Here is a 25166-nt window from a genome sequence, read left to right as displayed (position 1 = left end):
GGCCTCCATGTCTACCGGCTATGCGGTGTTCGCACCATCGAGAGCGCCGGTCGGCTGCCTCACCAGATGCGGACGCGATCGGCGGGCGGCAGATACAGCGCATCGCCGGGGACGACGTCGAACGCTTCGTAGAAGGCGTCGACGTTGCGGACCACACCGTTGCAGCGGAACTCCGGCGGCGAGTGCGGGTCGATGGCCAGACGCCGGATGGCTTCCTCGTCCCGGGTCTTGGTACGCCAGATCTGGGCCCAGCTGTAGAAGACCCGTTGCCGTCCGGTCAGTCCGTCGATCACCGGCGGCGTGGCGCCGGACTTCTCCTGCGCGATCTCGTACGCCACCAGGGCGATCGACAGCCCACCCAGATCGCCGATGTTCTCACCGAGGGTGAACTCGCCGTTCACCTTGTACTTCTCGTCCAGCCCGTGAGGCGTGAACTCGCCGTACTGCGCTGCCAGTGCCGAAGTGCGCTTGCCGAACTCGGCCCGGTCGTCGTCGGTCCACCAGTCCACCAGGTTGCCGTCGCCGTCGTACTTCGCGCCCTGGTCGTCGAAGCCGTGGCCGATCTCGTGGCCGATCACCGCGCCGATGCCGCCGTAGTTGGCCGCGTCGTCGGCGTTCGGATCGAAGAACGGGGGCTGCAGGATCGCCGCCGGGAAGACGATCTCGTTCATCCCCGGGTTGTAGTAGGCGTTCACCGTCTGCGGCGTCATGAACCACTCGTCGCGATCGACGGGGCGGCCGATCTTGCGGAGCTCGCGTGCGGTCTCGAAAGCCGCGGCGCGGCGGGAGTTGCCGACGAGGTCGGTGCGGTCGACCTCCAGCGTCGAGTAGTCGATCCACTTGGCCGGGTAGCCGATCTTGGGGGTGAACTTGTCGAGTTTCGCCAGGGCCCGGGCGCGCGTCGCCTCGGTCATCCAGGGCAGATCGCCGATGTTGCGGCGATACGCCTCGACGAGATTGGCGATCAGTTCGTCCATCCGGGCCTTCGCCTCGGGCGGGAAGTGTCGCTCCACGTATAGTTCGCCGACCGCGAAGCCTGCCGCCTGCTCGACGAAACCGACACCGCGCTTCCATCGGTCGCGGATCACCTCGGCACCGGTGAGGGTCTTGCCGTAGAACGCGAAGTTCTCGTCGACGAAGTCGCTGGAGAGATACGGTGCGACGGTGCGCAGCAGCCGCCAGGCGAGCCAGCTCTTCCATGAATCGAGCGGCTGCGAGGTGAGCAGTCCGGCGCTCGACTCGATGAACGACGGCTGACCGATCACCACCTCCGCGAACGTCTCGCCCGCGTCGAGACCAGTCAGCCAGCCGGCGAGATCGAAACCGGCGGCGAGATCGCCGAACTCCGCGAGGGTCCGCAGGTTGTAGGCGGCCTCGGCGTCGCGTCGCCGCACCACGTCCCAGTGATGCGATGCGATCGCGGTCTCGAGGTCGAAGATCGCCGTCGCCTGCCGTTGTGCGTCGGCGACACCGGCCAGTCCGAGCATCGCGGCGATGTGAGCGCGATAGGCCTCGCGCACGGCGGCGTGATTGTCTTCGCGATAGTAGGACTCGTCGGGCAGTCCGAGACCGCTCTGGGTGATGTGCACCAGGTAGCGGTCGGACCGTCGCGCATCGGTGTCGACGTAGAAGCCGAACAGGCCGCCCACCCCCTCGCGCTGCAGACGCCCCATCAGAGCGGCCAGTTCGGAGGTGTCGGAGACGCCGGCGATCTCCTGGAGCTGATCGGCGATCGGTGCGACCCCGAGTTCCTCGACCCGATCGACGTCCATGAACGACGCGTAGAGGTCGCCGATCCTGGCTGCGGGCGTGCCCGACTCGGGGGAGCCCTCGGCGCACTCCTCGACGATCGCGCGGACGTCCTCCTCAGCGTTGTCGCGCAGCACGTGGAACGCTCCGTCGATGCTGCGATCGTCCGGAATCCGGTGGCTGGCAAGCCATTTCCCGTTGACGTGGGTGAAGAGGTCGTCTGCGGCGCGTACGGATGGTTCGACCCACTCGAGGTCGAGCCCGGAGGTCTGCTCGATAGTCACGTCCTCCATAGTGACATCACGCCGGGGTTTATTCCCCGAGCCGCGCATCCATCGACCAGACGAGCAGTTCGCAATCGGTGGCCGCCCGGACGACGGTTCCGCCGAAGTCGGTGGCGCGCAGGGCGTCGGAGGCCTCCAGCGTCTCGCCCTCCACCTGCGCGGTGCCGCGGGTGACGAACAGGTGTGTGAAGCGGGACGACGGCACCGCGATGGTCTGTCCGGGAGTGAGTCTGGCCGCGGAGAGGGTGGCCCCGCGGTTGGCGATTCGGATCGCGGAGTCGTGGCGGGGGGAACCGGAGGCGACGGTGACGAGGCGTCCCGGTCGCAGTTCGCCCGAGATGTCGAGTTGCTCGTAGCCCGGTGTGATGCCGTACTCGTCGGGCATCACCCACATCTGGATGAAGTGCACCGACTCGTCCGCCGACTCGGCGTCGTCGTTGCGTTCGGAGTGCAGGATGCCGGTGCCTGCGCTCATCCGCTGTGCGAGGTCGGGATAGATGACGCCGCTGTGTCCTTCGGAGTCCTGGTGGACCAGCGATCCCGACAGCACCCAGGTGACGATCTCGGTGTCCGCGTGCGGATGTGTGTCGAAGCCCTCACCGGGCGAGATCACGTCCTCGTTCTGCACCAGGAGCACGCCGTGGTGGGTGTTCGCCGGGTCGTAATGGTCGCCGAACGAGAAGGAGTGGGCCGAGTCGAGCCAGCCGGTGGTGGTGCGCGCGCGGTCCGTGGAACGCAGGATGGACGTGCTCATGGAGTCCATTGTCCTCCGTCGCCCGGAACGGATGCCGTGAGCGGCGCGTTGTGCGATTGTGACCACATAGTTCCCGGAATGCGAGCTTGTGGCCAGAGAAACGGGTGGGAATGAAGTGATAATTGGGACTATGGTTTCGCGGGTTGGAAGAGCGGTGTTCGCTGTCGTCGCTGCGCTGGCCGTGGTTCTCGCCATGGTCTCGTGCTCTTCCGACGACGATTCGGATGCTTCGCGTGCGGTCTCGGCATTCGCGGACGCGATCAGCAGGCAGGACACGCAGGGAGCGGCCGACCTGACGACGTCGCCGAGTCAGGCGGCCGAGCTGCTCGGCGTCACGTTCGCGGGAATGCATCCGCGTGAGGTGTCCGTCGACACCGGGCGGCTCGTGGAGTACAGCGACGGCAGCGCCTCGTTCACCCTGACCATCACGTGGAACTGGGCGGGCGACCGGAGTTTCCAGACCAAGACCTCGGGGTCGGCACGCCGGCTCTCCTCCGGCTGGAAGGTCCAGTGGGATCCGGGGCTGCTGTACACCGGCCTCACCCCGGACGGCCGACTGCAGGAGGTCCGCACCGACGCCACTCCGGCGCCGGTGGTGCGCAGCGCGTCGGGCAAGCCGTTCATGCAGATGGAGCCGGTCAACGAGATCACCATCGACCCGGCCGCGACCAAGGATCTCGACAAGTCGGTGCGAGCGCTGGCGAACGCGGTGGCTCCGGTGGCCCCGATGGTGACGGTGAAATCGATCGACGACAAGCTCGCCGCTTCCCAGGGACGGCAGGTGGTCGCGGTGACGCTGCGCGACTCCGACATGCAGATTCTCACTTCCGATCCGGCTCGGATCGCGGGAGTCAACGTCAACAAGTCGGGCATGCTCGTGATGACCGACCGCCGGCTGTCGACCCCTCTGAGCGCCGGTCTGACGAACTACTGGAACGCGATCCGCGACGCCACCGCCGGCTGGCAGGTGCAGCTCGTGGCGCCCGGGGCGCCGCCGCAGAAACTCGCCGGGCATCAGGGCGGGGCGGGCCCGGACATCGTGACGACGATCGACCCGAACGAACAGCTCACCCTGGGCGACGCCGCCGTCGAGGTGGCGCAGCCGGCGACGATCATGACCCTCGACGCCGCCACCGGAGCGATCCGCGGGATGGCGCAGAACGACGCCGCGGCCGCCAAGAACATCGAGGCGGGCATCGCCTATCCCGTCGGCAGCACCCTCGACCCGGTGTTCGACGCGATCGCCGCGGAGGGCAAGGGCGCCGATCAGCACAGCGCGGAGTCGGTGCTGCACTCACTCGGGTTGGGCCTGCAGTTCACGGTTCCGGGAATGAGCCTGCCGAGCGGCACCGCGCCCAAGGTGTCCGCCGCCGCGTACCACCCGAAGGATTACACGGCGTCGATGATCAACATGGCGGCCCTGGGAGTCGCCCTGGAACGAGCCGGCGGTGACCGGACCGCGGCTCCGCCGTTCGTCATCAAGGGGTCGAAGACCAAGGTCACCGGGGGCCAGTTGGGCAAACTCGACGACGGCGTGGTCCGGCGGATCCAGGCGTCCATGACGACCACGGCGAAGACCGGCGACGCCAGTGATCTGACCCGTGCTCCCGGGCTCAAGGCGCTGGTCGGCACCAACGGGCCACAGGGACCCGGTTGGTTCGTCGGCTCTCAGGGCGGCAAGATCATCGTCATCTACTGCGAGGGCGACAAGTCCGGTACCGCGGCCCTTCAGGTGGCGCAGAAGTACTTCACGCTGAAGTGACGCGGCGCCGCGTCACCAGACCGGCGACGGCGCGCCAGCCCAGCAGCAGGACACCGGTCGCGATGGTGGCGACGATGCAGAACGAGAGGGCCGTGCCCTGCCCGGAGACCACGCGCAGCAGCATCCCGACGACGACGGTCGAGACCCAGACCGCGACGCCGGCGGGCCAGAGTGCGGCGGGCGCGAGGTCTCGGCCCCGGGTGGTCGCGGCGGCGATCGCCCAGCCGGCGATCGCTCCGACGAGGAACGGCCACAGGGTCGTCAGAAATCCGGTGAACGAGCCGGCCTCATCGTGGCTGCTGCGGCCGACGGCGACGAACACGCAGATCGCCGCGAAGTCGGCGACGGCGGGGAGGACGAGACGTCGCTGAACCGGCGCGACGGATACGGGTGCGGTCATGTCCCCACCGTATCCCCGGACCGGCCGGCCTTCCCTACCCTGTGTTCGGCGTCTCGCCGGCACCGGGATCGCGACCGTCGTCGGACCGTCGATCCAGCTGTCCGGGGTCGATGACCGGATACTTCTGCGTCGTGTCTTCGGCGATCTCGTCGTCCAGACTGCGCCGGGACTTGAACGCACCCCGGTACCGCACCGCGATGACGACCCAACCGATCAGTGCGATCAGGATGTAGCTGATGATGCGGTAGATCAGGACGGCGGTGAGCGCATCCGCGGCGCCCATGCCCGCGGAGGCGAGGGCCGCGACCAGGACGCCGTCGACGACGCCGATGCCGGCGGGCAGCAGCGGAACCGCGGTGCCGACCGCCTTGCCCGCGGCATAGGCGACCATCAGACCCGAGATCGAGGGATGCGCGCCGATCGCATAGCAGGCGGCGGCGAGACAGAGAACGTCAGCGACCCAGTTGAACAGGCTCCAGCTGAACGCCTCGACGGCGTTGCGCCGGTCGAGCTTCACCGCCTGCAGCTGGGTGATGATCTGGTGGAGTCGGTCTGTCCCGTAGTCGGCGGGCTTGTCGCGCAGCTCGTTGAACCAGCCGAGCAGCCGGGCGGCGATGGTCTCGAGCACCTGGGGATGACTGGCCATGTACTGCACGACCGCCACGAACACGACGAACAGTGAGACGCTGAAGATCACGGAGAACGGACTGGTCTTGGCGCCGGCGAGCAGGGCTCCGCCGAGACCGAGCAGCGCCAGTCCAGCGCCCGCCAGCAGCCCGGACATCACCAGCTGCCAGGAGGCGACCACCGGTGTCGCGCCCCAGCGCCGGCTCTCGCGGTAGATGAACGCCGGAGCGAGGACCTGTCCGCCGGGCAGGGTCTGGGACACCGAGTTCGAGGCCAGGATCACCGCCAGTGATTCGCGCTGCCGGACCCGGACGCCTGCCGAACGCATCAGGACGCGCTGCACCTGGCCGTAGCTGTCCATCGACAGCAGAGCAGCCACGATGGAGACGAAGACCCACTGCCACCGGAGCTCGCCGATGCGCGCCCAGGTCTGTGTGAGCTTGGGCCAGACGATCACGCCCTCGGTGACCAGAATGGCGACGACGAGGACGATCAAACCCCATCGGAGCCAACGGCGCCACGGTCGCGAGGACCCGCCCTCGGGCGTCGGGTCCGCGGCGACGTGGTCGGCGTCGTCGTTGGGCATGCGCTACAGCGTAACTGCCCGGTAGCGAGGGACCTATTCCCCGTCCTGCTGTGCCCGACGGCTCCGGCGCAGCAGATCCTGCACGCTGATCTGGGTTCCCTCCTCGCCGCGGTCGGCGCGGAGCTCGCGCGAAGGGGCCTGCGGCTCGGGTGCCGCGGGCTCACGGGCCGGGGCCTCCGTTGCCGGTGCGGTCGGGCGCGGGGGCGGTGTCGGTGCCGGGGGAGTGGCCCGGGCGCGGCGCGGCGCGGGAGCCTGCGGCTGGTCGGTCGCCGGGCGAGGAGCCACGGGCTGCGGGCCGCTCTGACCCGGTACCACCGGGCGCGGCGGAACCCGGCGCGGCGGTACCGGCGGTGCACCGATCGGGCGGCGCGCGGTCGCCGGGGCGGTGGGAGCGGGCCCCTGTGGCCGTGCAGCGGGCGTCGCACCGCCCGTCGTCGGTGCGATCGGCGTCCGCACCGGACGCGGCTGCGGTGCAGGCGGTGCGGTCTGCGGTCGTGCCGACGGGGCTGCCTGCGGTCGTGGGCGCTGATCCGGGCTCACCTGGCGGACGCCGCCGAGTCCGAGCTTCCACGAGCCGGTGTCGGGGCCGGAGCCGCGGCGGTCGGTGCGCGCGGCGGACGGCGCGACCACCTCGTCGTCGACGAGTTCGTCGAGCGTGCTGTCGGCGGTGGGCTGGGGTCGGCTGTCGGACTCACCCGGCGTCTCGTGCCGCGAGAGCGCGCGGCGGGGCCCCGTCGGCTCGGCCCGTCCGGCCACTGGACGTTCGGCCACTCCGGCCGGTACCCGCATAGCGGTGGTCGGTGCCTCCGCCGCGGCCACGACGCCGCCCGAGGTGCCCGCGGGCACCGCGTCGAAGTAGTCGGGGCGCTTCTGGCTCGGGTCGTCCTCGAGGATGGTCTCGCCGAGGCCGATCTTCTGCTGCAGTCGTTGCATCCAGCGCGGCGACCACCAGCAGTCGTCACCGAGCAACTTCATGATCGACGGCACCAGCAGCATGCGGATCACCGTCGCGTCGAGGATCAGCGCTGCGATCATGCCGTAGGCGATGTACTTCATCATGACGATGTCCGACAGGCCGAACGCGCCGGTGACCACCACCAGGATGGCCGCGGCCGCGGTGATGATGCGGCCGGTGTGCGCGGTGCCCACCCGGATCGCCTCGGTGGTCGACGCGCCCTGCTGCCGGGCCTCGACCATGCGGGAGAGCAGGAAGATCTCGTAGTCGGTCGACAGGCCGTAGATGATCGCGATGATCAGAACCAGCACCGGCGCGAAGAGCGGGCCGGGAGTGAAGTTCGCGATCGACGAGCCGTGACCGTCGATGAAGATCCACGTCAGGATCCCGAGCGTGGAGCCCAGACCCAGCGCGGTCATCAGTGCCGCCTTGATCGGCAGGATGACCGAACCGAACGCCAGGAACATCAGCAGGCCGGTGACCAGGACCAGCAGGATGGCCATCCACGGGAGCAGCTTGATCAGCGCGTCGATGGAGTCCTGGGTCAGGGTCGGGGTGCCGGCGACGTAGACGGTCATGCCCTGGTCGTCGATCTCGCGGAGCTTCTTGATCGCCTCGGGTGCGGTGTTGCGGTCCACCAGACCGGCCGACATCTGCGTCACGCCGAGCCCGGTCTCGTCGTCGCCGTACACGCCTTCGAGGGCTCCGCCGTCGGCCGTGGGCGAGAACTGCTTGGTGAACCCGGGGATCTGGTTGGCCTCGTCGGCGATCCGCTGAATCTTGCCCGCCGCGTCGTCGGTGTTCTGGTCGTAGGTGACGATCAGCTTGAGGTCTTCGGTGCGCTCGGTCGGGAAGTACTTGTCGAAGTCCTCCTGCGCGACGCGGTTCGCGTTGTCGGGCGGGAGATAGGCCTCGGTCATGCCGCCGAACTGGATGTTGCCGAACGGGATGATCAGCGCCAGCAGCAGCAGGACCGTGGGTGCCGCGGTCTTGACCGGGTGCTGCATCACCCATCCGGACAGGCGGCCCCAGAATCCGGCCTCGATCTCTTCGCGCGTCTTGGTCCGACGCAGGAAGGGCAGGCTCAGCGCGTCGATCCGGCGGCCCAGGATCGCCAGGATCGCCGGGAGGACGGTGATCGACAGGATGGCGGCCAGACCGACCGACGCGATCGCCCCGTACGCCACGGATTTCAGGAAGGCCTGCGGGAACATCAGGAGACAGGCCAGCGCGGCGACGATGATGGTCGCCGAGAACACCACGGTCTGGCCCGCGGTCATCACGGTTCTTCGGACCGCGGCTTTGACCGTGTATCCCTCGGCCATTTCCTCTCTGAATCTGCTGACGATGAACAGGCCGTAGTCGATCGCGATGCCCAGACCGATCAGCGTGACCACCGACTGGGCGAAGATGTTCAACTCGGTGAGCTGCGCCAGCACCTTCATGATGCCGAGGGAGCCGGCGATCGTCAGACCACCGATGAAGACCGGCAGCACGGCCGCCACCACGCCGCCGAAGACGAACAGGAGCATGATCGCCACCACCGGTAGCGCGATCAGCTCGGCACGCGAGATGTCGTCTTCCATACCCTTGCTCATCGCGGCCGCGATCGGTTGCAGACCGGCCAACTGAAACTTGGTTCCCGGTAGGTCGTACCGCTCGGCGAGCCCGTCGAAGAACGGCTCGATGGTCTTGTAGTTGTTCAGGATCGTGGTGTCGTCGTCACCCGCGACGCCGATGGACACGAAACCGTGTTTTCGGTCGGCCGTCCACATCCGGGACTGCTTGATCTCGGCAGCGGTCTGACCGGCGCCCGCGTCGGCCTTCTCGAACGGATCGATGATGCCAGCGTGCCCGTCGCCGGACTCCCGGCTGACGATGTCCGGATGCTCCTTGACCAGGTCGTCGACGATGTTCTCGGTCTTGGCGCTGAACGCCGGATCGTCGACCTTGGTCCCCGCAGGCGGCGTGATCAGCAGGATCACGTCGGACTTGTGGTCTCGCCCGAGGGCGGTGTCGGCGATGACGGATCCCTGGGCCGACTCCGAGCCCGGGTCGAACCATCCGCTCTGGGACAGGTACTGCGGCAGGTTGATGCCGTACAGCCCCAGACCGCCCATCAATGCGACGAGGACGGCGATGACGGTATAGCGCATTCGGTAGACGAATGAGCCGATGGATCCGAACACGCCGGTGTCCTTCCTACTTGCGGGTACCGAAAGTGCGATTCTCGCAGCCTAAACTGAGAAAACCTGCGCACGGCTTCAGGTCTCTGAAGACCTGTCTACTTGAGCAACGCCGTGAGGGGACGGAACGGGGTGAGCCAGGCACCCTCGTCCGGCAGCGAGTCGAGACTGATCCGCGGCAGCGGTTCGCGGAACACGCCGGGGATCTCCTCGAGATCGATGAACTCGATCTCTTGGCAGGTCAACGCCCAGCTCGCATGCTCCCGGAAACCGATGACGGTGACCGGCACGCCTTCGGCCGCGATCTCCAGCAGCGGTTCCCGGAAGGCCTGGCCGTCGGCTGAGGCGACGATCACACCGGCGAGGCCGGGTGTATGACGTCGCACCTGGATGTGGTCGAGCATGTCGGCGTCGACGTCGCTGTCCTCGGTCAGCTTCGGCTTGGCGAACACCGCGTAACCGACGTTCCGCAGCGCCTCCACCCACGGGCGCACCACGTCGGCGCTGCCGGGCACGATGTTGGTGAAGACGGTGGCTTCGGGCTCGACCTCGGCGTGCAGACTCGCCGCCAGAGCGGCGTTCCGCTTGAGAATCCAGCGGCCCAGGGCGTCGAACCGCGGCCGGTGCGCGGCGGTCGGGCGGCCGCCGAGGATTCCTCCGAGACCCATGTCCATATTCGGGGCGTCCCACACCAGCAGCAGTCGGCGAGCACTGCTCGCGCCGGAGATCGTCTCCGCGAACTCGGGGCTCATGCGTCGTCCTCCCTGGTCTCCGTGCGCGTGGGTTTGGGATGCGGCTTCACGTAGACGAACTCGTTGACCTCTCGGCCCTCCTCCTGGGCGCGGCCCTCGAACTTGGTGGTCGGGCGGTCGAGCAGAATCGGCGAGTCGAAGGTCAGCGGCACCACATGCGGCCGGTCCGGACGCTGCGTCGCCAGCAGTTCGGCGATCCACAGCGCGTAATCGGCGTGATCGGTCGCGATGTGCAGGACGCCGCCGGGCTTGAGTCGATCGGCGATCAGTTCGATGGTGCCCGACTGCAGGAAACGCCGCTTGTGATGGCGCGACTTGGGCCACGGGTCGGGGAAGAACACGCGGACGCCGGTGAGGGTGTCGGGACCGATGAGCTCGGAGAGGACGACGGTCGCATCGCCGCGGACCATGCGGACGTTGGTCAGTCCGGCTCGGTCGACGAGGCCGACCAACTGCGCGAGCCCGGGCTGGTACACCTCCACGGCCACGACGTCGGCGTCCGGCTCGGCCTCGGCCATCGCCGCGGTGGAGATGCCCGTGCCGCTGCCGACCTCGACGATGAGGGGAGCCTGCCGTCCGAACCACTCCGCCGCCTCGAGCGGTGGCTCGTCCGCGCGGTCGGGTCCGGTGCGCAGGTCGCGACCCAGCCGGGGCCACAGAGTCTCCCAATTGCGCTGCTGTCCGGGGGTCAGAGTCCCGCGCCGGAACCGGAAGCTGGTGACTCTCGGGTAGAGGCGGGAGCGGTCGGTGTCGGGCGCCGATCCATCGGCGGCGTCGGTGTTCACCGTTCCATGGTGTCCTATTTACGGTGCTCGCTCACAACGGACACCCCGATCAGCCGCCTCGGACCGCCCGATTCCGGCGACCGCCGCACAATGTCGGACCTGCGGGGTAGGTTCAGTGCACGCAGACACCTTGGGGGAGGTGGACGGGGTGGAACCCATTCTCAGCGGCCTCGCATTCGACGGGCCGGACTTCGCACGCACACCATTGGTGGTCGACGTCTCCGGGGCGCCCGGCGCGGGCAGTTCGACGATGGCCGCCGCGCTCGCCGCGCGCTTCGGAGTGGTCGCCAGACCGGTCGGTCAGGACCGGGGAGACGGTCCGGATCACGACCGGCGCCTCGACGACCCCGCGGATCTGCTGATCCGGGTCATCGGCGCACAGGCGCGGGCCTGTGATCGCGCCGCGATCCGGGCAGCGGAGGTGCCGGTGGTCGTCGTCGCCGCGAAGGCCGACACCCGGCCCGACGCCGACCGCCTCGCCGCGAACGCGAGCGAGGATCTCGCCTGTCCGGTGCATCCGGTGTCCGCACTGCCGGCCGCGGCGCGGATCACTTCAGCTGACGTGGACGTCCTACGGTCGTGGGCGGCCGCCGGGGTCCGCGTTCCCGAGTCCGCTGCAGCGTTCGCCGCAGCCGCGCCCGACCAGGGCTCCGCAGCGCGGCTCCTCGCATTGCTCGGTCGCGCCGGTCTCGTGGAGTCGCTGGCCGCCGTATCGACCGACCCCGACCTGGACGCGCAGGCGCTGGCGGTGCGGCTGCGGCAGGCGAGCGGTCTGGACGCGCTGGTCGCGCCGATCGCCGCCGCTTCCGCGGAGATCGCGCGCGGTCGCCGGGTGCGCAGACTCTCGGGGCTGCGCCTGCATGCGGCCCGCGGCTTCGACCGCGTCGCGGTCGAACGGCGTCTGGCGGGGGAGCGGGTCCGATGACTCTGCTGATCGCCGGAACCGCCGGAGCCGATCCGGCGGGACTCGCCGCTGCACTGGCGGCCGCCGGGCTGCGGGAGGAGATCCTCGTCGCGGGCAGCCCCGCCGACGCCGCGTCGCAGGCCGCGCGGGCGCGGACGGCCGTGCTGGCGATCGACTCGTCGATGCCGGCGTGCGAAGAAGAAGACCTGCTGCTGGCCGAACTCGCCGCGGCGGGCCTGCCGACGGCACTCGTGGCATGTCGCGTCGACGCCTTCCCGGCATGGCCGAAAGCGCTGGCCGAGACGCGGCGCCGCCTGGATCCGCAGCGCGGACTTCCGGTGTTCGCGACCTCCGCGGCGCTCGCGAGCGCTTCCGGTTCCGCGTCGGGTGTCCCGGAACTGGCACGCTGGTGCCGCGATCGGGCCGACGGTGAAGCCGTTCCCCGGGCTCCCGCGCGGGCCGAGAACGGACAGGCCGAGAGCGGACAGAGGGCGCAGCCGCCCTCGGAGTCGGTCGCGCTGATCCGTGCCGATCGGCTCGCCGGACTGCGAGCGGGCATCGTCGCCTCCAGGGCGGAGGCGATCGAATCGTTGCGGGCCGCGACGTCCGATGTGCATCGCTGCGTGCCGGACGCCAGCGCCGCTCCCGGTTTCACCGACTGGCTGCCGTCGTTGCTCGACGCGCTCGAACACCGGGTGATGGACCACTTCGCGCAGCGGCTCGATCAGGTACGGGCAGCGGCCGTCGGCGGACTGGCCGGCGGCTCGTCTCCGCCGTCTCCGCCCGAGCCGTTCGGGAACGGCACGCGGGTCGTGCCTCGACCGCAGGGCGGTCGCCGCACCGAGGACGTCATGGTGCTGCTCCTCGGCGCATCGATGGGTTTCGGAATCGGCCGGATGGTGATCGCGCCGACCCTGCAGTGGGCCGGACTGGGCATCGCCGGGACCGTGCTCACCCTCCTGGGCGGCGTCGCGCTCGCCGCATGGGTGGTGTCCGTCCGCCGCGCATCCGCCGATCGCGCGCGGCTGGAACGGTGGGCCGCTGAGGTGATCGCGTCGAGGCGGCTCGGCATGGAACACCGCATCGGCACCAGGGCCGGCGCGGCCGAAGCTCAGTTCACGAGAGAGGTATGGAACCGGACGCGACCCGCTCGCGTCTGATGGAACCGATGGACGAATTGACCGGAGGACTCGCCGGAGACAGTGAGGATGGTCTCATCTCCCCGGAGGGAGGGGTGCACCACCTGTCCGGCTTCGGTGTGATGTCCGACGCTGAGAACTCGCCGGGTGTCGATGTTCACGACCACCTGTGGTGGTACTCGGACGGTGCCCTGTGGGACCTCGGGCCCGCGGAGTTCGATGCGAACGGAGACGGTGTCCGTGACTCGCTGACCTGCGAGGTCGATGGTTCCCCGGCGATCGTCGCCGATACCGACGGGGACGGGCGAGTGGACCGGGTGTCCGTTCTGCGAACAGATTGCCGAGTCGACGCGGGGGCGTTGGGCGAGCATGACGCCGAGTGGAGTCCGACGACGCTGGGCCGACTCGAATAGCCGCTGGTCGCGATGCCCGGGGGTTCGGTCCACGGCGTATGGGGCGTATCCTGGGGCCAGTATGCGTTCGCACAGCCACTGCGCGCAGGCACCCGTGAGTTTTCGATGAGGAGATCCGCATGACCGCTGCGACAATTCCGGGCGTCGAGCCCGGGAGCGCCCCTACCAAGCACGCCGGGCTCATCGCCTGGGTGGCCGAGGTTGCCGAATTGACGCAGCCCGACCGAGTTGTCTGGTCGGATGGCAGCGACGAGGAGTGGGATCGCCTCACTGCGCAACTCGTCGAGTCCGGCACCATCACCAAGCTGAACGACGAGCGCAAGCCCAACTCGTATCTGGCGCTCTCAGACCCCGCGGACGTCGCCCGCGTCGAATCTCGCACCTTCATCTGCAGCAAGACCGAAGAAGCCGCAGGCCCCACCAACAACTGGGTGGAGCCCTCCGAGATGCGTGCGACCATGACGGAGCTGTACCGCGGCTGCATGCGCGGACGCACCATGTACGTCATCCCGTTCTGCATGGGTCCCCTCGGATCGGACGATCCCAAGCTCGGCATCGAGATCACCGACTCCGAGTACGTCGTGCTGTCGATGCGCGTGATGACCCGCGTCGGCCCCAAGGTGCTCGAGGCGCTCGGTGAGGACGGCTTCTTCGTCCAGGGCCTGCACTCGGTGGGCGCCCCGCTGGAGCCGGGACAGACCGACGTGCCGTGGCCCTGCAACACCGAGAAGTACATCGTCCACTTCCCCGAGGACCGGGTGATCTGGTCCTACGGCTCGGGCTACGGCGGCAACGCGCTGCTGGGCAAGAAGTGCTACGCGCTGCGCATCGCCTCGGCGATGGCGCACGACGAGGGCTGGCTGGCCGAGCACATGCTGATCCTGAAGCTGATCAGCCCCGAGGACAAGGTCTACTACGTCGCCGCGGCGTTCCCGTCGGCGTGCGGCAAGACCAACCTCGCGATGATCCACCCCACTCTCGACGGATGGCGTGCGGAGACCGTGGGCGACGACATCGCCTGGATGCGCTTCGGCGAGGACGGCCGGCTGTACGCGGTGAATCCGGAGTTCGGCTTCTTCGGCGTCGCACCGGGCACCAGCTACGACTCGAACCCGACGGCGATGAAGACCGTCGAGGCAGGCAACACGATCTACACCAACGTCGCGCGCACCGACGACGGCGACGTGTGGTGGGAGGGCATCGGCGGCGAGACCCCGGCGCACCTGATCGACTGGAAGGGCAACGACTGGACCCCCGAGTCCGGGACCAACGCCGCCCACCCGAACTCGCGCTACTGCACCCCGATGTCGCAGTGCCCGACGCTGGCTCCCGAGTGGGACGATCCGCAGGGCGTGCCGATCTCGGCGATCCTCTTCGGCGGTCGCCGGAAGACCACCGTGCCGCTGGTCACCCAGGCCCGCGACTGGGAGCATGCGGTCTTCATGGGCGCGACCGTCGGTTCCGAGCAGACCGCCGCGGCCGAGGGCAAGGTGGGCACCGTCCGTCGCGATCCGATGGCGATGCTGCCGTTCCTCGGCTACCACGTCGGTGACTACTTCAAGCACTGGCTGAACATCGGCCGCAAGGAGGGCGCGCAGCTGCCCGCGGTGTTCTACGTCAACTGGTTCCGCCGCGGCGAGGACGGCCGCTTCCTGTGGCCGGGCTTCGGCGAGAACAGCCGCGTCCTGAAGTGGATGGTCGATCGCATCGAGGGCAACGTCGAGGGCGTCGAGACCCCGATCGGCATCGTGGCGGCGCCGGGCGAGCTCGATCTCACCGGACTGGACGTCTCCGAGGCCGATCTCGCCGAGGCACTCGCGGTGAACGCCGACGAATGGCGCGACGAACTGCCGACCATCGAGGAGTGGTTCGAGTTCGTCGAGGACGGCAAGGACAAGCTCCCCGCCGAGCTCGCCGACCAGCTCAAGCACCTGCGCGATCGCCTGGGCTGACGCTCAGAGTCCGCTGACGAGAGGCCCGACCGGTTCGCCCGGTCGGGCCTCTCGTCGCAGCGGTCGGCCCCGGGAAACGCGGCCGGGACCGCCGTTCACTCCGGCGGGACGAACACCCAGGGTGTGCGAACCAGCGTGGACGGGTCGAATCGCTCCGCCAGAACGCTCAACGTGACCGGTTCACCCGCGGCGGCCAGTCCCAGCGACTCCGCCATCATCGACAGCGCCGATGCCGCGTCCACCCCGTGGCCGGCGAGATCAGTCAGGGTGACGGCGCCGTCGCGCTTCGCGAGGCGGGCACCGGAGCGGTTGAGGACCATCGGCACGTGGGCGTATTCGGGCGGGCGGTGACCGAGCAGAGTCGCGAGGAAGGCCTGCCGGGGTGCGGAACTGAGCAGATCGTCGCCGCGGACCACCTGGTCGACACCCGTGGCCGCGTCGTCGACCACCACCGCCAGGTTGTACGCCGGGGTTCCGTCGTTCCGGACCAGGACGAAGTCGTCGACGTCGCCGGTGAACTCGCCGTACAGCAGGTCGTGGACGGTGAACGACGAGACCTCGGCGCGCAGGCGGATCGCGGCGGGCCGCTCCGACCGTCGTTGCGCGCGCTGCGCCTCGCTGAGGTCGCGGCACGTTCCGGGGTAAGCGCCCTGCGGCGCGTGCGGTGCGCTCGGCGCTTCGAGGATCTCCCGGCGCGTGCAGTAGCACTCGAACGTGCGTCCGGCGGCCACCAATTCGTCGACCACGGCGCGGTACTCCTCGAGCCGCTGTGACTGGTAGACGACAGGCTCGTCCCAGCTGAGGCCGAGCGCCGCGAGATCCCGCAACTGCCGGACGTCCGATCCCGGCCGGACGCGGTCGAGGTCTTCCATCCGGATCGCGAAACCGCGGCCCGTGGCATGGGCGAACAACCATGCCAGGACCGCGGTGCGCAGGTTTCCGATGTGCAGATCGCCCGACGGCGACGGTGCGAAGCGGCCCGCGGGGCTCGGCGGCAGCATGTCTACACGGTAGTGTCGACCGCCGCCGTCGTCTCCGCCCGGTACCCCGGCCTCGTGCTCTCCGGCCGGACCAGGAAGAGCGCCGCGACCACGCCGACTATCAGGATCGATGCGGGCAGCAGCATCGACTGCGCCATGGCGGTGGAGAACGGCGCCACCAGGAAGTCCGGCAGTTGCCCGACGCCCACCGAGCCGGTGTCGCCGGCGCCGGGCACGTTGGCCTCCAGCCGGGACTGCATGCCGGCGGCGATGGCGGCCGACCCGATCACCGACCCGATCTGTCGGGTGGTGTTGTAGATGCCGGCTCCGGCGCCGGCCTGCCGCGGCGGGAGATTGCGGGTGGCGGTGGTGGCCAGCGGTCCCCACATGCCGGCGTTGGCGATGCCCATCAGCGCGGCGGGCAGCAGGAACATCGGAATGGCGGTGTCCGCGTTCATCATCGACGCATACCAGAACAGCGAGACGCTGTAGAGGCCGAGGCCGGGCACCAGCAGGAATCGGGGATCGGTCCGGTCGAGGAGCTTGCCGGCGAGCGGGGCGAGCACCCCGGCGAGGACGGCCATCGGAATCAGCAGCAGCGCCGACTTCGTGGGGCTCAGTCCGCGTGCCACCTGGACGTAGAACATCATCGGGAGCGTCATACTCGTGACCGCGAAGCCGACGACGGCGATGCCGAGGTTGGAGATGGAGAAGTTCCGGTCGCGGAACAGTGCCAGCGGAACCAGCGGTTCGCTCGCGGTGCGGGATTGCTGCCAGAGGAACAGCGCCATGATCGCTACACCGCCGATCACCATCGTCCACACCCAGGCGGCCCAGTCGTACTTCTCGCCCTCCTGGAGACCGAAGACGATGAGGAAGAGGCCGATCGTGCTGATCGTCACGCCGACGACGTCGAACCGGTGCTGGTGGGTCTCGAGGCGGGGAACCAAGCGCCACGCCGCGGCGAAGCCGATGACGCCCACCGGGACGTTGATGATGAAGATCCACTCCCAACCGGCGTGATCGACCAGCAGACCGCCGGCCAGCGGGCCGACCAGCATCGCCACACCCGCCACCGAACCCCACAGACCCATCGCCGCGCCGCGCTGATGCGCCGGGAACGTTCTGGTGATCACAGCCATGGTCTGCGGGGTGATCATCGCGGCGCCGAGACCCTGGACGGCGCGGAACGCGACGAGCATGGCCAGGGAATTCGACAGACCGCAGCCCAGTGACGACAGGGTGAAGACGGTGATGCCGATGAGGTAGAGATTGCGGGGACCGAAGCGGTCGCCCATCCGCCCGGTGATCAGCAGCGGCACGGCGTAGGCGAGCAGGTAGGCGCTGGTGACCCAGACGACGTTGTCGAGATTGTCGGTGTCGGGGTCGAGCGCCTCTTTGATGGCCGGATTCGCGACCGACACGATGGTCGTGTCGACGAGGACCATGAAGAAGCCGATCACCAGTGCCCACAGTGCGGGCCACGGGCTCCGCTGCGAGTCGGCGGTGCCGGACGAGACTGTCATTTCGAGTCCTTCGAGTCGGTGCGGAGCATGGGTGTCGGTGATGTCGCGGAGTCGACGCCCCACGCGTAGTCGGGATCGGCGAGGCGTTGGAGCAGGCGGTCGGTCCAGCGGAGATCGGTCTCGATCAGATCGGCCTGACGATCCACTTCGATGAGGAACTGCGATTGCACACCGCGGCCGGTGGCATCGCTCAGGCCTCGGCGGTGGACCTCGAGATCGGCGGCGAGCCCCTCGCGCCGCAGCGTCAGGAGAGTGATCACCTCGTCGCGGTCGAGGTTGTGGGCCTCGGCGAGAGCGACCCGGAATTGCGCCGTGCGGTCGCTCCGGGGCAACTCTCGGCGAACCCACTCGGTGACCGCGTCGCGCCCGGCGTCGGTGAGTCGGTACGTGGTCCGCTCGGGGCGGTTGCCCTCGCGGTCCACTCCGACTTCGACCAGGAGTTCTTGCTGATTCAGCCGGTCCACGGTGTGGTACAGCGTGCCGTTCGTGATCGACACCATGCGGTCGTCGCGCCGTTGCCTGAGCAGGCGGACCATCTCGTACGGGTGCATGGCGCCCTCGCGCAGCAGCGCGAGGACCATCACACCGAGCGGCGTGAGCCGCGGTTGTTCAGCCGACATCGAATGCTCCAGATCAATTAGTCCATGTGGACTATATGACGCTGGGTGGTCTCGGTCAATCGGATGGTGTGGGCGGTGGAGGCTGTCTCGACGGTTCGACTAGCCGGGTGGGCGGCGCAGGGGACTCGTACGGGTGACGGCTCTGCTCTCGAGGCGGCCGGTGAAGTACTGCCTCCCCTCGGGGCCGACCACGGTCACCTCGTACCAGCTGCCGTGCACGCGCGTTGCGGTGACGTCACGCCCGTCGACCGACAGGCGCCCGCGGTCGTGGTCGGGCATCACCTGCGCCGACGATCCTCCCGGGCGGAGGGACAGATCGCGCAGGAAGCGGTCGGGACCGGTGACGACGACCCGTCGCGCGCGCTGAGGAAGAGGGACCCGGCGGCGTCCGAGCACCGTGTGATGAGCGGCGTCGCCGTCTGCGAAGACGCCGAAGACGGCGGCGCGACGGCCCGTGTTCACCAGTTCCAGGACACCGTCGACCACGTTCGCAGACAGCCGGTACGGCGTGGGCAGCGCCGTGGCGGTTCCGGTCTCCTGCGTCGGAGCGGCGCCGCCCGGCCGAGCCGTCCAGCGGCGACGGAAAGGTGGCGGCGGTGCGGGCTGTGCCGGAACCCGCAGTCCGTCGGTGCGGCCGAAATCGAAGGTCGACACCAGATCTCCGCACACCGCGCGGCGCCAGGCGGAGATGTTGGGGCAGCGCACGCCGGTGACCGCCTCCATCAGCCGGATCACCGACGTGTGGTCGAAGACCTCGGAGCAGACCCGGCCGCCCACGGTCCACGGGGACACGATGGTCATCGGCACCCGGAATCCGAGCCCCATCGGCTTTCCCTCCCACCACTCGTCGGCCTCCCCGACCGGCGGCAGCGGCGGAACCACGTGATCGAAGTAGCCGTCGAACTCGTCGTAGTTGAGCAGCACCACCGTCTTGCGCCACACCTCCGGGTTCGACGCCAGCGCGTCGAGCAGTCGGTAGGTGATGCCCGCCGACTGGACCGGCGATGAACTGCGGGGGTGTTCGGAGTCGGCCTCGGAGGTGACGATCCACGACACCGCCGGGAGTCGCCCGCTCTCGACGTCCCGGCGGAAGCGCGGGACCAGAGTGCCCGGTTCGCTGCGATACAGCGCGCGATCGTAGAGCTCTGCGGCCTGTTCGCCGAGGCCGCGGGCGGCCCGATGCACCGCCCGCGCCCGGGAGCGTTGATCCGCCGACGGGACCACGTTGCCGTGCGCGCCCTTGGTCCCGGTCTCGATCAGCAGAGTGTAGAAGCCGGTGAGATCCACTCCGGGTTGTCCGGCGCGCGCCACGGCGTCGCGTCCTATGCCTCGGAAGTGCGCGAAGAAGTCGAGGTTGTTGTCGGTGAAGTTGTCCCATTCCTGGTACACGCGCCAGTCGACGCCCTCGCGGTGCAGCGACTCGGCGTACGTCTCCCAGGTGAGACCGGGATGGACGGGTGCGTACATCTCGTTGCCCACCGACCTCGCGCCCCACGGTTCGAATCCGCTGGTGCCGGAGAACAGGTAGTTGCGGTTGGTGCCGGTCCCGGTCGGCGACGATGCGAAGTAGCCGTCGCACACGGTGAACGTCTCGGCCAGCGCGTGGTGGAACGGGATGTCGCGGCGGTCGTAGCAGGCCATCGTGGCCTTGCCCTTCGCCGCGACCCAGCCGTCGCACCGCCCGCCGGCCAGGGCCTGCTGTCCGTCGGCCCACTCGTGAGGCAGAGATGCGAGGTACTCCACCGACAGGGAGCCGCGATTGGCGGCCTCGCGGGCGAGGAACGGGTGGACGCCGCTCTGCAGGAAGACCCCCGGCTTCGCCGAATTGTCGGCGAAGCCGCGGACCCCGCGCATCGTCCCGAAATAGTGGTCGAAGGAACGGTTCTCCTGCATCAGGACGACGATGTGCTCGACATCCTCGAGCGATCCCGCAGGCCGGTCCTGTGCCGCTGCCGACACCAACGAAGGAGGAAGAAGCGTTGCGGCGCTTGCGATTCCGGCCGCGCTCGCGGTCAGGCCCAGGAAGTGCCTGCGGGAGTACTCGGAGATCCGTTCGGGAGGAGTCGCCATGAGTGCGCAAGTGTATCGCCCGGCGTCTCCTCCCGGCTCCCGTTACGGGAGCACGGCACTACCGTGCCTGCGACAGCCGTTCGGCGACGATCAGCCGGGCGGCGTCGCCGCAGGTGATCTTCTTCGACGCCGCGGTGTCCAGGACGTGGCCCGCACGGTCGCGCAGCGCCTCCACCTTCTCCTGGGCGCGGTCGCGGGTCCAGTTCTGCTGCTCGCCGAAGGCCTGGATCACGCCGCCCGCGTTGGCGATGTAGTCGGGAACCCAGGTGACGCCGCGTGCGCCGAGAACCTGCTCAACCGACGGGCTGGTCAGCTGGTTGTTCGCCGCGCCGCAGATGATCGCCGCGGCGGTCTCGCCTGCGAGCGTCTCGGTGACGGTGCCGCCCATCGCGCACGGCGCGTACACGTCGAGCTGCGCCGAACGGACGTCGTCGACGATGCGCGCCTGCGGGAAGCGGGCGGCGAAGGCCTCGCGGGCGGGAGCGTACGGATCGGCCGCCAACACGGTCGCTCCGGCACCTGTCAGCAGGTCGGCCAGCTGGACGCCGACCTTGCCGACGCCCTCCACGCCGACCGTTCGGCCGGTGAGATCAGCCGAACCCCACACGCGTTCGGCGGCCGCCAGCAGTGAGTAGAAGACTCCGAGAGCCGTCATCGGCGCGGTGTCGCCCCAACCGCCGCCCGCGACGGTCTTCGACGCCACATACGAGGTGCCCTCGCCGATCAGGTCCATGTCGTCGGAGGTGGTGCCGACATCCCCGGCGGTGATGTAGCGCCCGCCGAGGGTGTCGACGAACCGGCCGTAGGCGCGGAGCAGATCCGGCGACTTGTGCACCGCGGGGTCGCCGATGATGACCGCCTTCCCGCCACCCAGGTCGAGTCCGGCCGCGGCCGATTTGAAGGTCATTCCGCGCGAGAGCCGCAACACGTCGCCGACCGCATCGGCTTCCGCGGCGTAGGGATACATGCGCGTTCCGCCGAGCGCCGGCCCGAGGGCGGTGTTGTGCACCGCGATGATCGCGCGCAGTCCGGTCTCGGCGTCGCGGCAGAACACCACTTGCTCGTGCGGGGGATCGATCGACATGTCCGGGTGCGAGAAGACGCTGGTCTGGGCGAGGACGCGAGTGGCTTCCGACGATGAGTGCGCAGTGGTCATGGTGGTTCCTCCGGGGCGGTTGAGACGGTCGGTTTCAGCGGATGGGGGTGGTGTCGACGCCGAGCTCGGCGAGACGGGCGCGATAGCGGTCGATGTTGCGGAGCTTGACGTCCTCGTAGCCGACCACCAGTTCGGGGGCGCGGGCCACGTCGACGGCGGCCGCGTACCGCTGCTCGTCGAACTGAGCGGCGGTGAGGCCGGCGACCAGGTCGGTCACCAGATCGCGGTAGTGCGCGAGCAGGCGGCGCTCGATCTTGCGCACCTCGGCGTAGCCGAACGGGTCGAGCTTGGTGCCGCGCAGGAACTTGCCCTTGGCGAGCACGCGGAGCGCGACGTGCGAGCGCGGACCGAGACCGATCTTCTTCTCGCGGCCCATGGCGCGCAGCACCGGCGGATGCAGCTTGTAGGTGAGGCCGGTGGCACCGGGGATCTCGGCGGCGACCGAGTCGATGAACGCCTGGTCGGTGAGCATGCGCGCCACCTCGTACTCGTCCTTGTAGGCGGTCAGGCGATGCAGGTTCTCGGCGACGGCGGCCGACAGCTCGGTGCTGTCGGTGACCGCCCGCTCACGCTGCCACACCAGCTCCACATCCCGGACGTACCGAGCGGCGGCCCGCTCTCCGGAGTGCGCCATCAGCTGCGCCGCGCGCCGCTGAACCAGTTCGAGGACGGTCCCGGTGAGCGTGGTGCGGGTGAACAGATGCGTGGGCACCACGGTGTCGCTGCGCGAGACCACCTCGGCGGCCGCGGTGGCCGCGGCGAACGCCTCCGGATCGGCGACGGCCACCCGGCCCCAGCGGAAGGCCGTCTGATTGGCCTTCACCGCGACGCCGTTGACCGCGATCGCCTCTTCGATCGAGGCGGCCGGGATCGGCAGGGCACCCGCCTGGTAGGCGGCGCCCACCAGCAGGAAGTTCGCCGCCGCGGTGTGGCCGAAGATCGCCTCGGCCGCGCTCAGCGCGTCGAACGAGACCACTCGTCGCGCGTGGTCGGAGACGCGGCGCAGCAGCGTGTCGTCCTCGGGGTAGGCGACGTTGCGGTCGTAGACCATCTCACCGGTCGCGACCGCGCTGGTGGAGGCCACCGTCAGGGTGCGCTCGGCGTCGCCGACGCCCACGTGCTTCGCGTCGGCGGCGGTGAGCAGATCGAACGCCAGGACGCAGTCGGCCGAGGCCGGGCTGATCCGGTTCGATCCCGCGCCGGCAGTCGTCCGGGCCGTTCCGTTGGACGCGGTGTCGTCACTGAGCCGCAGGTGCGAGGTGACCGGACCGGCCTTCTGACTCAGGCCGGTCTGGTCCAGGCCCTCCACGTGGAGCCCGGCGCGCAGGGCGGCGGTGCCGAGCACCTGGTTGACGGTCACGATGCCGGTGCCGCCGATACCCGCGAGGAAGATGTTGTGCGTGCCGCGCAGGGTGTCGACCTCGGGGTCGGCGACCGCCGGCGGCGCCGGCTTGCTCGGCGCCTTCGCCCCCGCGCCGTCCTCGGGCAGTTCGACGGTGACGAACGACGGGCAGTCGCCGTCGAGGCAGCTGTAGTCGGTGTTGCAGCTGGTCTGGTCGATCCGGGTCTTGCGGCCGAACTCGGTGTCCACCGGCTGCACCGACAGGCAGTTCGACTTCACGCCGCAGTCGCCGCAGCCCTCGCAGACCGCCTCGTTGATGATGACGCGGGTGCGACGGGTCGGCAGGGTGCCGCGCTTGCGCTTGCGGCGCGCCTCTGCCGCGCACTGCTGGTCGTAGATCAGGACGGTGACGCCCTTGACCTCGCGCAGCAGTCGCTGGGCCTCGTCGAGCCGGTCGCGGTCCCACAGGAGCGTGCCCGCGGCGAGCGAGCCCTTCGGGTGGCGAGACGGATCCTCCGCGCACACGATGATCTTGGCGACGCCCTCGGCGCGCAGCTTGTGCGTCAGCTGTCCGACGGTGAGACCGCCCTCGGCGTCCTGCGCGCCGGTCATCGCGACGGCCGCGTTGAACAGGATCTTGTAGGTGATGTTGACCCCGGCGGCCACACATGCCTGGACCGCGAGCTGACCGGAGTGGAAGTACGTGCCGTCGCCGACGTTCTGGAAGATGTGCTCGACGTCGGTGTACGGCGCTTGGCCGATCCACTGTGCGCCTTCGCCGCCCATCTGGGTGAGGCCGGTGACCTGGGAGTCGGTACGCGAACTCATGGTGACGAGGGTGTGGCAGCCGATGCCGCCGCCCGCGAGGGAGCCGTCGGGCACCGCGGTGGAGCGGTTGTGCGGGCAGCCCGAGCAGAAGTAGGCCGTGCGCTTGGTGTCGAGGAGAGTCAGCTTCGGCGGTGCCGGCTTCGGCACGGTGATCGCGACGCGCCCGTCGAGCACCCGGCGCAGCGGCGCGAGAAGACGGGCGGCGGTGAGCTCGCCGTCGGCGGGCACCAGCGGCCGGCGGTCGGCGTCGCGCTTGCCGAGGATCCGGGGCGCGTCGGCTCGGCCGTAGAGGATGTCGATCACCTGGGACTCGACGAACGAGGTCTTGTCCTCGATCACGAGAACGCTCTCGACGCCGTCGGCCAGACGACGCACCTTCTCCGAGCCGAGCGGGTAGGGCATGCCCACGCGCAGGATGCGGATGCCGGCGTGGAGGAGGTCGTCCTCGGTGAGTCCGAGTTCGCCGAGTGCCTCGCGGACGGAGTCGTACGCGGTGCCGACGGCGACGATGCCGAGCCAGGCGTGCGCCGGATCGACCTCGATGCGGTCGATGTCGTTCGCGGTGGTCATCTTCTCGACCATCGCCCAGCGCGGGCCGTACAGGTCGGCCTCGGCCAGGACGCTGTCGGGCGGCGCCGCCATGACGCGCTGGCGGTACGTCCAGGGGCGGCCCTCCCACTCCAGGTCGGGAACCTCGATGTGCAGGTCCGCGAAGTCGCGGTTCAGGGTCCACAGGCCGTCGCACACATCGGCGACGAGCTTCATTGCAGGCCAGCAGCCGGAGGCACGCGAGAGTTCGATGCCGAACATGCCGAACGAGATGATCTCCTCGGCGTTGCGCGGGAACAGGACCGGCATCGAGAGCGCGGCCAGGGAACGTTCACTGGCGGCCGGCACGGTGGACGATTTGGCGGCCGGGTCGTCGCCGACCATCGCCAGGGCGCCGCCCTTCGGGTGCGCGCCGTACATCGCGGCGTGGCGGAAGGCATCACTCGCGCGGTCGAGACCGGGGCCCTTGCCGAACCAGACGCCGACCACGCCGTCGTGGGTCCGCTTGCCCTTCGGCAGCTCCTGCTGGCTGCCCCAGACGGCGGTCGCGCCGAGTTCTTCGTTCAGGCCGGGGACGAACCGGATTCCGTGCCCGGCGAGATCGGGTACCTCGCCGAAGACCTTGTCGACCGCGGCCAGCGGGCTGCCCTGATAGCCGGAGACGAAGGCGGCCACGTCGCGGCCGGCACGGCGCTCGCGTTCGTGGTTCTCGATCAGCATGCGTGCCACGGCCTGGACGCCCGTCAGCAGGACCGGTCCCGAATTGGGGCGGTACTTGTCTGCCAGATCGAACGTCGGTGCCTGCGGTTCGGCGACGGAGGTCATATGGGCCACCAATCTGTCGGTC

The 25166-nt window shown here is 69.4% G+C and carries 18 protein-coding genes; 5 read left to right on the top strand and 13 right to left on the bottom strand.

Going from position 1 to position 25166, the window contains the following annotated elements:
* Positions 1–59: 59 nt before the first annotated feature.
* Both ACZ5QD_RS13740 and ACZ5QD_RS13735 read right to left on the bottom strand, forming a co-directional pair.
* Positions 60–2042, bottom strand: coding sequence for a M13 family metallopeptidase (locus ACZ5QD_RS13740; RefSeq protein WP_062367281.1), 1983 nt, complete (start codon positions 2040–2042; stop codon positions 60–62).
* 19 nt (positions 2043–2061) lie between these two features.
* Positions 2062–2787: a pirin family protein gene (locus tag ACZ5QD_RS13735; RefSeq protein WP_197462929.1), complete on the bottom strand. Its 726-nt coding sequence runs from the start codon at positions 2785–2787 to the stop codon at positions 2062–2064.
* A 130-nt stretch (positions 2788–2917) separates the two neighbouring features.
* Here ACZ5QD_RS13735 and ACZ5QD_RS13730 point away from each other — a divergent pair, with 130 nt between their 5' ends.
* Positions 2918–4549 carry an NTF2-like N-terminal transpeptidase domain-containing protein gene (locus ACZ5QD_RS13730; RefSeq protein ID WP_045540028.1) on the top strand — a complete coding sequence of 544 codons (1632 nt, stop codon included), beginning with the start codon at positions 2918–2920 and terminating at the stop codon, positions 4547–4549.
* On the opposite strand, the gene ACZ5QD_RS13725 is transcribed toward ACZ5QD_RS13730, so the two are convergent.
* The 5 genes from ACZ5QD_RS13725 to trmB all read right to left on the bottom strand — a co-directional run bounded on the left by ACZ5QD_RS13725 (position 4536) and on the right by trmB (position 10840).
* Complete coding sequence (locus ACZ5QD_RS13725; protein ID WP_006896818.1) at positions 4536–4949, bottom strand: DUF3054 domain-containing protein; 414 nt, start codon at positions 4947–4949, stop codon at positions 4536–4538. The genes ACZ5QD_RS13730 and ACZ5QD_RS13725 overlap by 14 nt on opposite strands.
* Before the next feature lie 34 nt (positions 4950–4983).
* On the bottom strand, positions 4984–6162 hold the full coding sequence (locus tag ACZ5QD_RS13720; protein ID WP_006896817.1) for a lysylphosphatidylglycerol synthase transmembrane domain-containing protein: 1179 nt from the start codon (positions 6160–6162) through the stop codon (positions 4984–4986).
* A 33-nt stretch (positions 6163–6195) separates the two neighbouring features.
* Entirely contained in the window at positions 6196–9306 is a 3111-nt protein-coding gene (locus tag ACZ5QD_RS13715; RefSeq protein ID WP_464366860.1) for an MMPL family transporter, read from the bottom strand.
* Between the two features lie 95 nt (positions 9307–9401).
* The gene (locus tag ACZ5QD_RS13710) at positions 9402–10055 is read right to left on the bottom strand and encodes an NYN domain-containing protein (protein WP_045540559.1); all 654 of its coding nucleotides are present in this window, start codon (positions 10053–10055) and stop codon (positions 9402–9404) included.
* On the bottom strand, positions 10052–10840 hold the full coding sequence (gene trmB / locus ACZ5QD_RS13705) for a tRNA (guanosine(46)-N7)-methyltransferase TrmB (protein ID WP_062367287.1): 789 nt from the start codon (positions 10838–10840) through the stop codon (positions 10052–10054). The genes ACZ5QD_RS13710 and trmB overlap by 4 nt, the downstream gene beginning before the upstream one ends.
* A gap of 148 nt (positions 10841–10988) precedes the next feature.
* Here trmB and ACZ5QD_RS13700 point away from each other — a divergent pair, with 148 nt between their 5' ends.
* The 4 genes from ACZ5QD_RS13700 (at position 10989) to ACZ5QD_RS13685 (ending at position 15248) form a co-directional block, all read left to right on the top strand.
* Positions 10989–11765 (top strand): hypothetical protein, encoded by a 777-nt coding sequence (locus ACZ5QD_RS13700; RefSeq protein ID WP_231875715.1) that lies wholly within the window; start codon positions 10989–10991, stop codon positions 11763–11765.
* Positions 11762–12904: a hypothetical protein gene (locus ACZ5QD_RS13695; RefSeq protein WP_062367291.1), complete on the top strand. Its 1143-nt coding sequence runs from the start codon at positions 11762–11764 to the stop codon at positions 12902–12904. Before ACZ5QD_RS13700 ends, ACZ5QD_RS13695 begins: the two co-directional genes overlap by 4 nt.
* Before the next feature lie 8 nt (positions 12905–12912).
* Complete coding sequence (locus ACZ5QD_RS13690; protein ID WP_231650293.1) at positions 12913–13296, top strand: DUF6802 family protein; 384 nt, start codon at positions 12913–12915, stop codon at positions 13294–13296.
* Positions 13297–13415: 119 nt separating this feature from the next.
* On the top strand, positions 13416–15248 hold the full coding sequence (locus ACZ5QD_RS13685; protein ID WP_006897427.1) for a phosphoenolpyruvate carboxykinase (GTP): 1833 nt from the start codon (positions 13416–13418) through the stop codon (positions 15246–15248).
* A 95-nt stretch (positions 15249–15343) separates the two neighbouring features.
* Here the strand turns inward: ACZ5QD_RS13685 and gluQRS are convergent, their stop codons facing one another.
* The 6 genes from gluQRS to ACZ5QD_RS13655 all read right to left on the bottom strand — a co-directional run bounded on the left by gluQRS (position 15344) and on the right by ACZ5QD_RS13655 (position 25144).
* Positions 15344–16249 (bottom strand): tRNA glutamyl-Q(34) synthetase GluQRS, encoded by a 906-nt coding sequence (gluQRS, locus tag ACZ5QD_RS13680; RefSeq protein WP_006897426.1) that lies wholly within the window; start codon positions 16247–16249, stop codon positions 15344–15346.
* Positions 16250–16251: 2 nt separating this feature from the next.
* Positions 16252–17754: a DHA2 family efflux MFS transporter permease subunit gene (locus tag ACZ5QD_RS13675; RefSeq protein ID WP_006897425.1), complete on the bottom strand. Its 1503-nt coding sequence runs from the start codon at positions 17752–17754 to the stop codon at positions 16252–16254.
* Positions 17751–18374, bottom strand: a complete 624-nt coding sequence (locus ACZ5QD_RS13670; RefSeq protein ID WP_045539605.1) for a PadR family transcriptional regulator — start codon at positions 18372–18374, stop codon at positions 17751–17753. Before ACZ5QD_RS13670 ends, ACZ5QD_RS13675 begins: the two co-directional genes overlap by 4 nt.
* A 99-nt stretch (positions 18375–18473) precedes the next feature.
* Positions 18474–20444 carry an alkaline phosphatase family protein gene (locus ACZ5QD_RS13665; RefSeq protein WP_006897423.1) on the bottom strand — a complete coding sequence of 657 codons (1971 nt, stop codon included), beginning with the start codon at positions 20442–20444 and terminating at the stop codon, positions 18474–18476.
* 58 nt (positions 20445–20502) lie between these two features.
* Entirely contained in the window at positions 20503–21600 is a 1098-nt protein-coding gene (locus ACZ5QD_RS13660; protein ID WP_006897422.1) for a Glu/Leu/Phe/Val family dehydrogenase, read from the bottom strand.
* Between the two features lie 34 nt (positions 21601–21634).
* Positions 21635–25144, bottom strand: a complete 3510-nt coding sequence (locus tag ACZ5QD_RS13655) for an indolepyruvate ferredoxin oxidoreductase family protein (protein WP_464366859.1) — start codon at positions 25142–25144, stop codon at positions 21635–21637.
* Positions 25145–25166: the final 22 nt, after the last annotated feature.

This window comes from Gordonia sp. J1A, assembly GCF_055393515.1.
The sequence above is the reverse complement of the archived record's forward strand: the minus strand, read 5'-3'. Positions and strand labels throughout refer to the sequence as shown.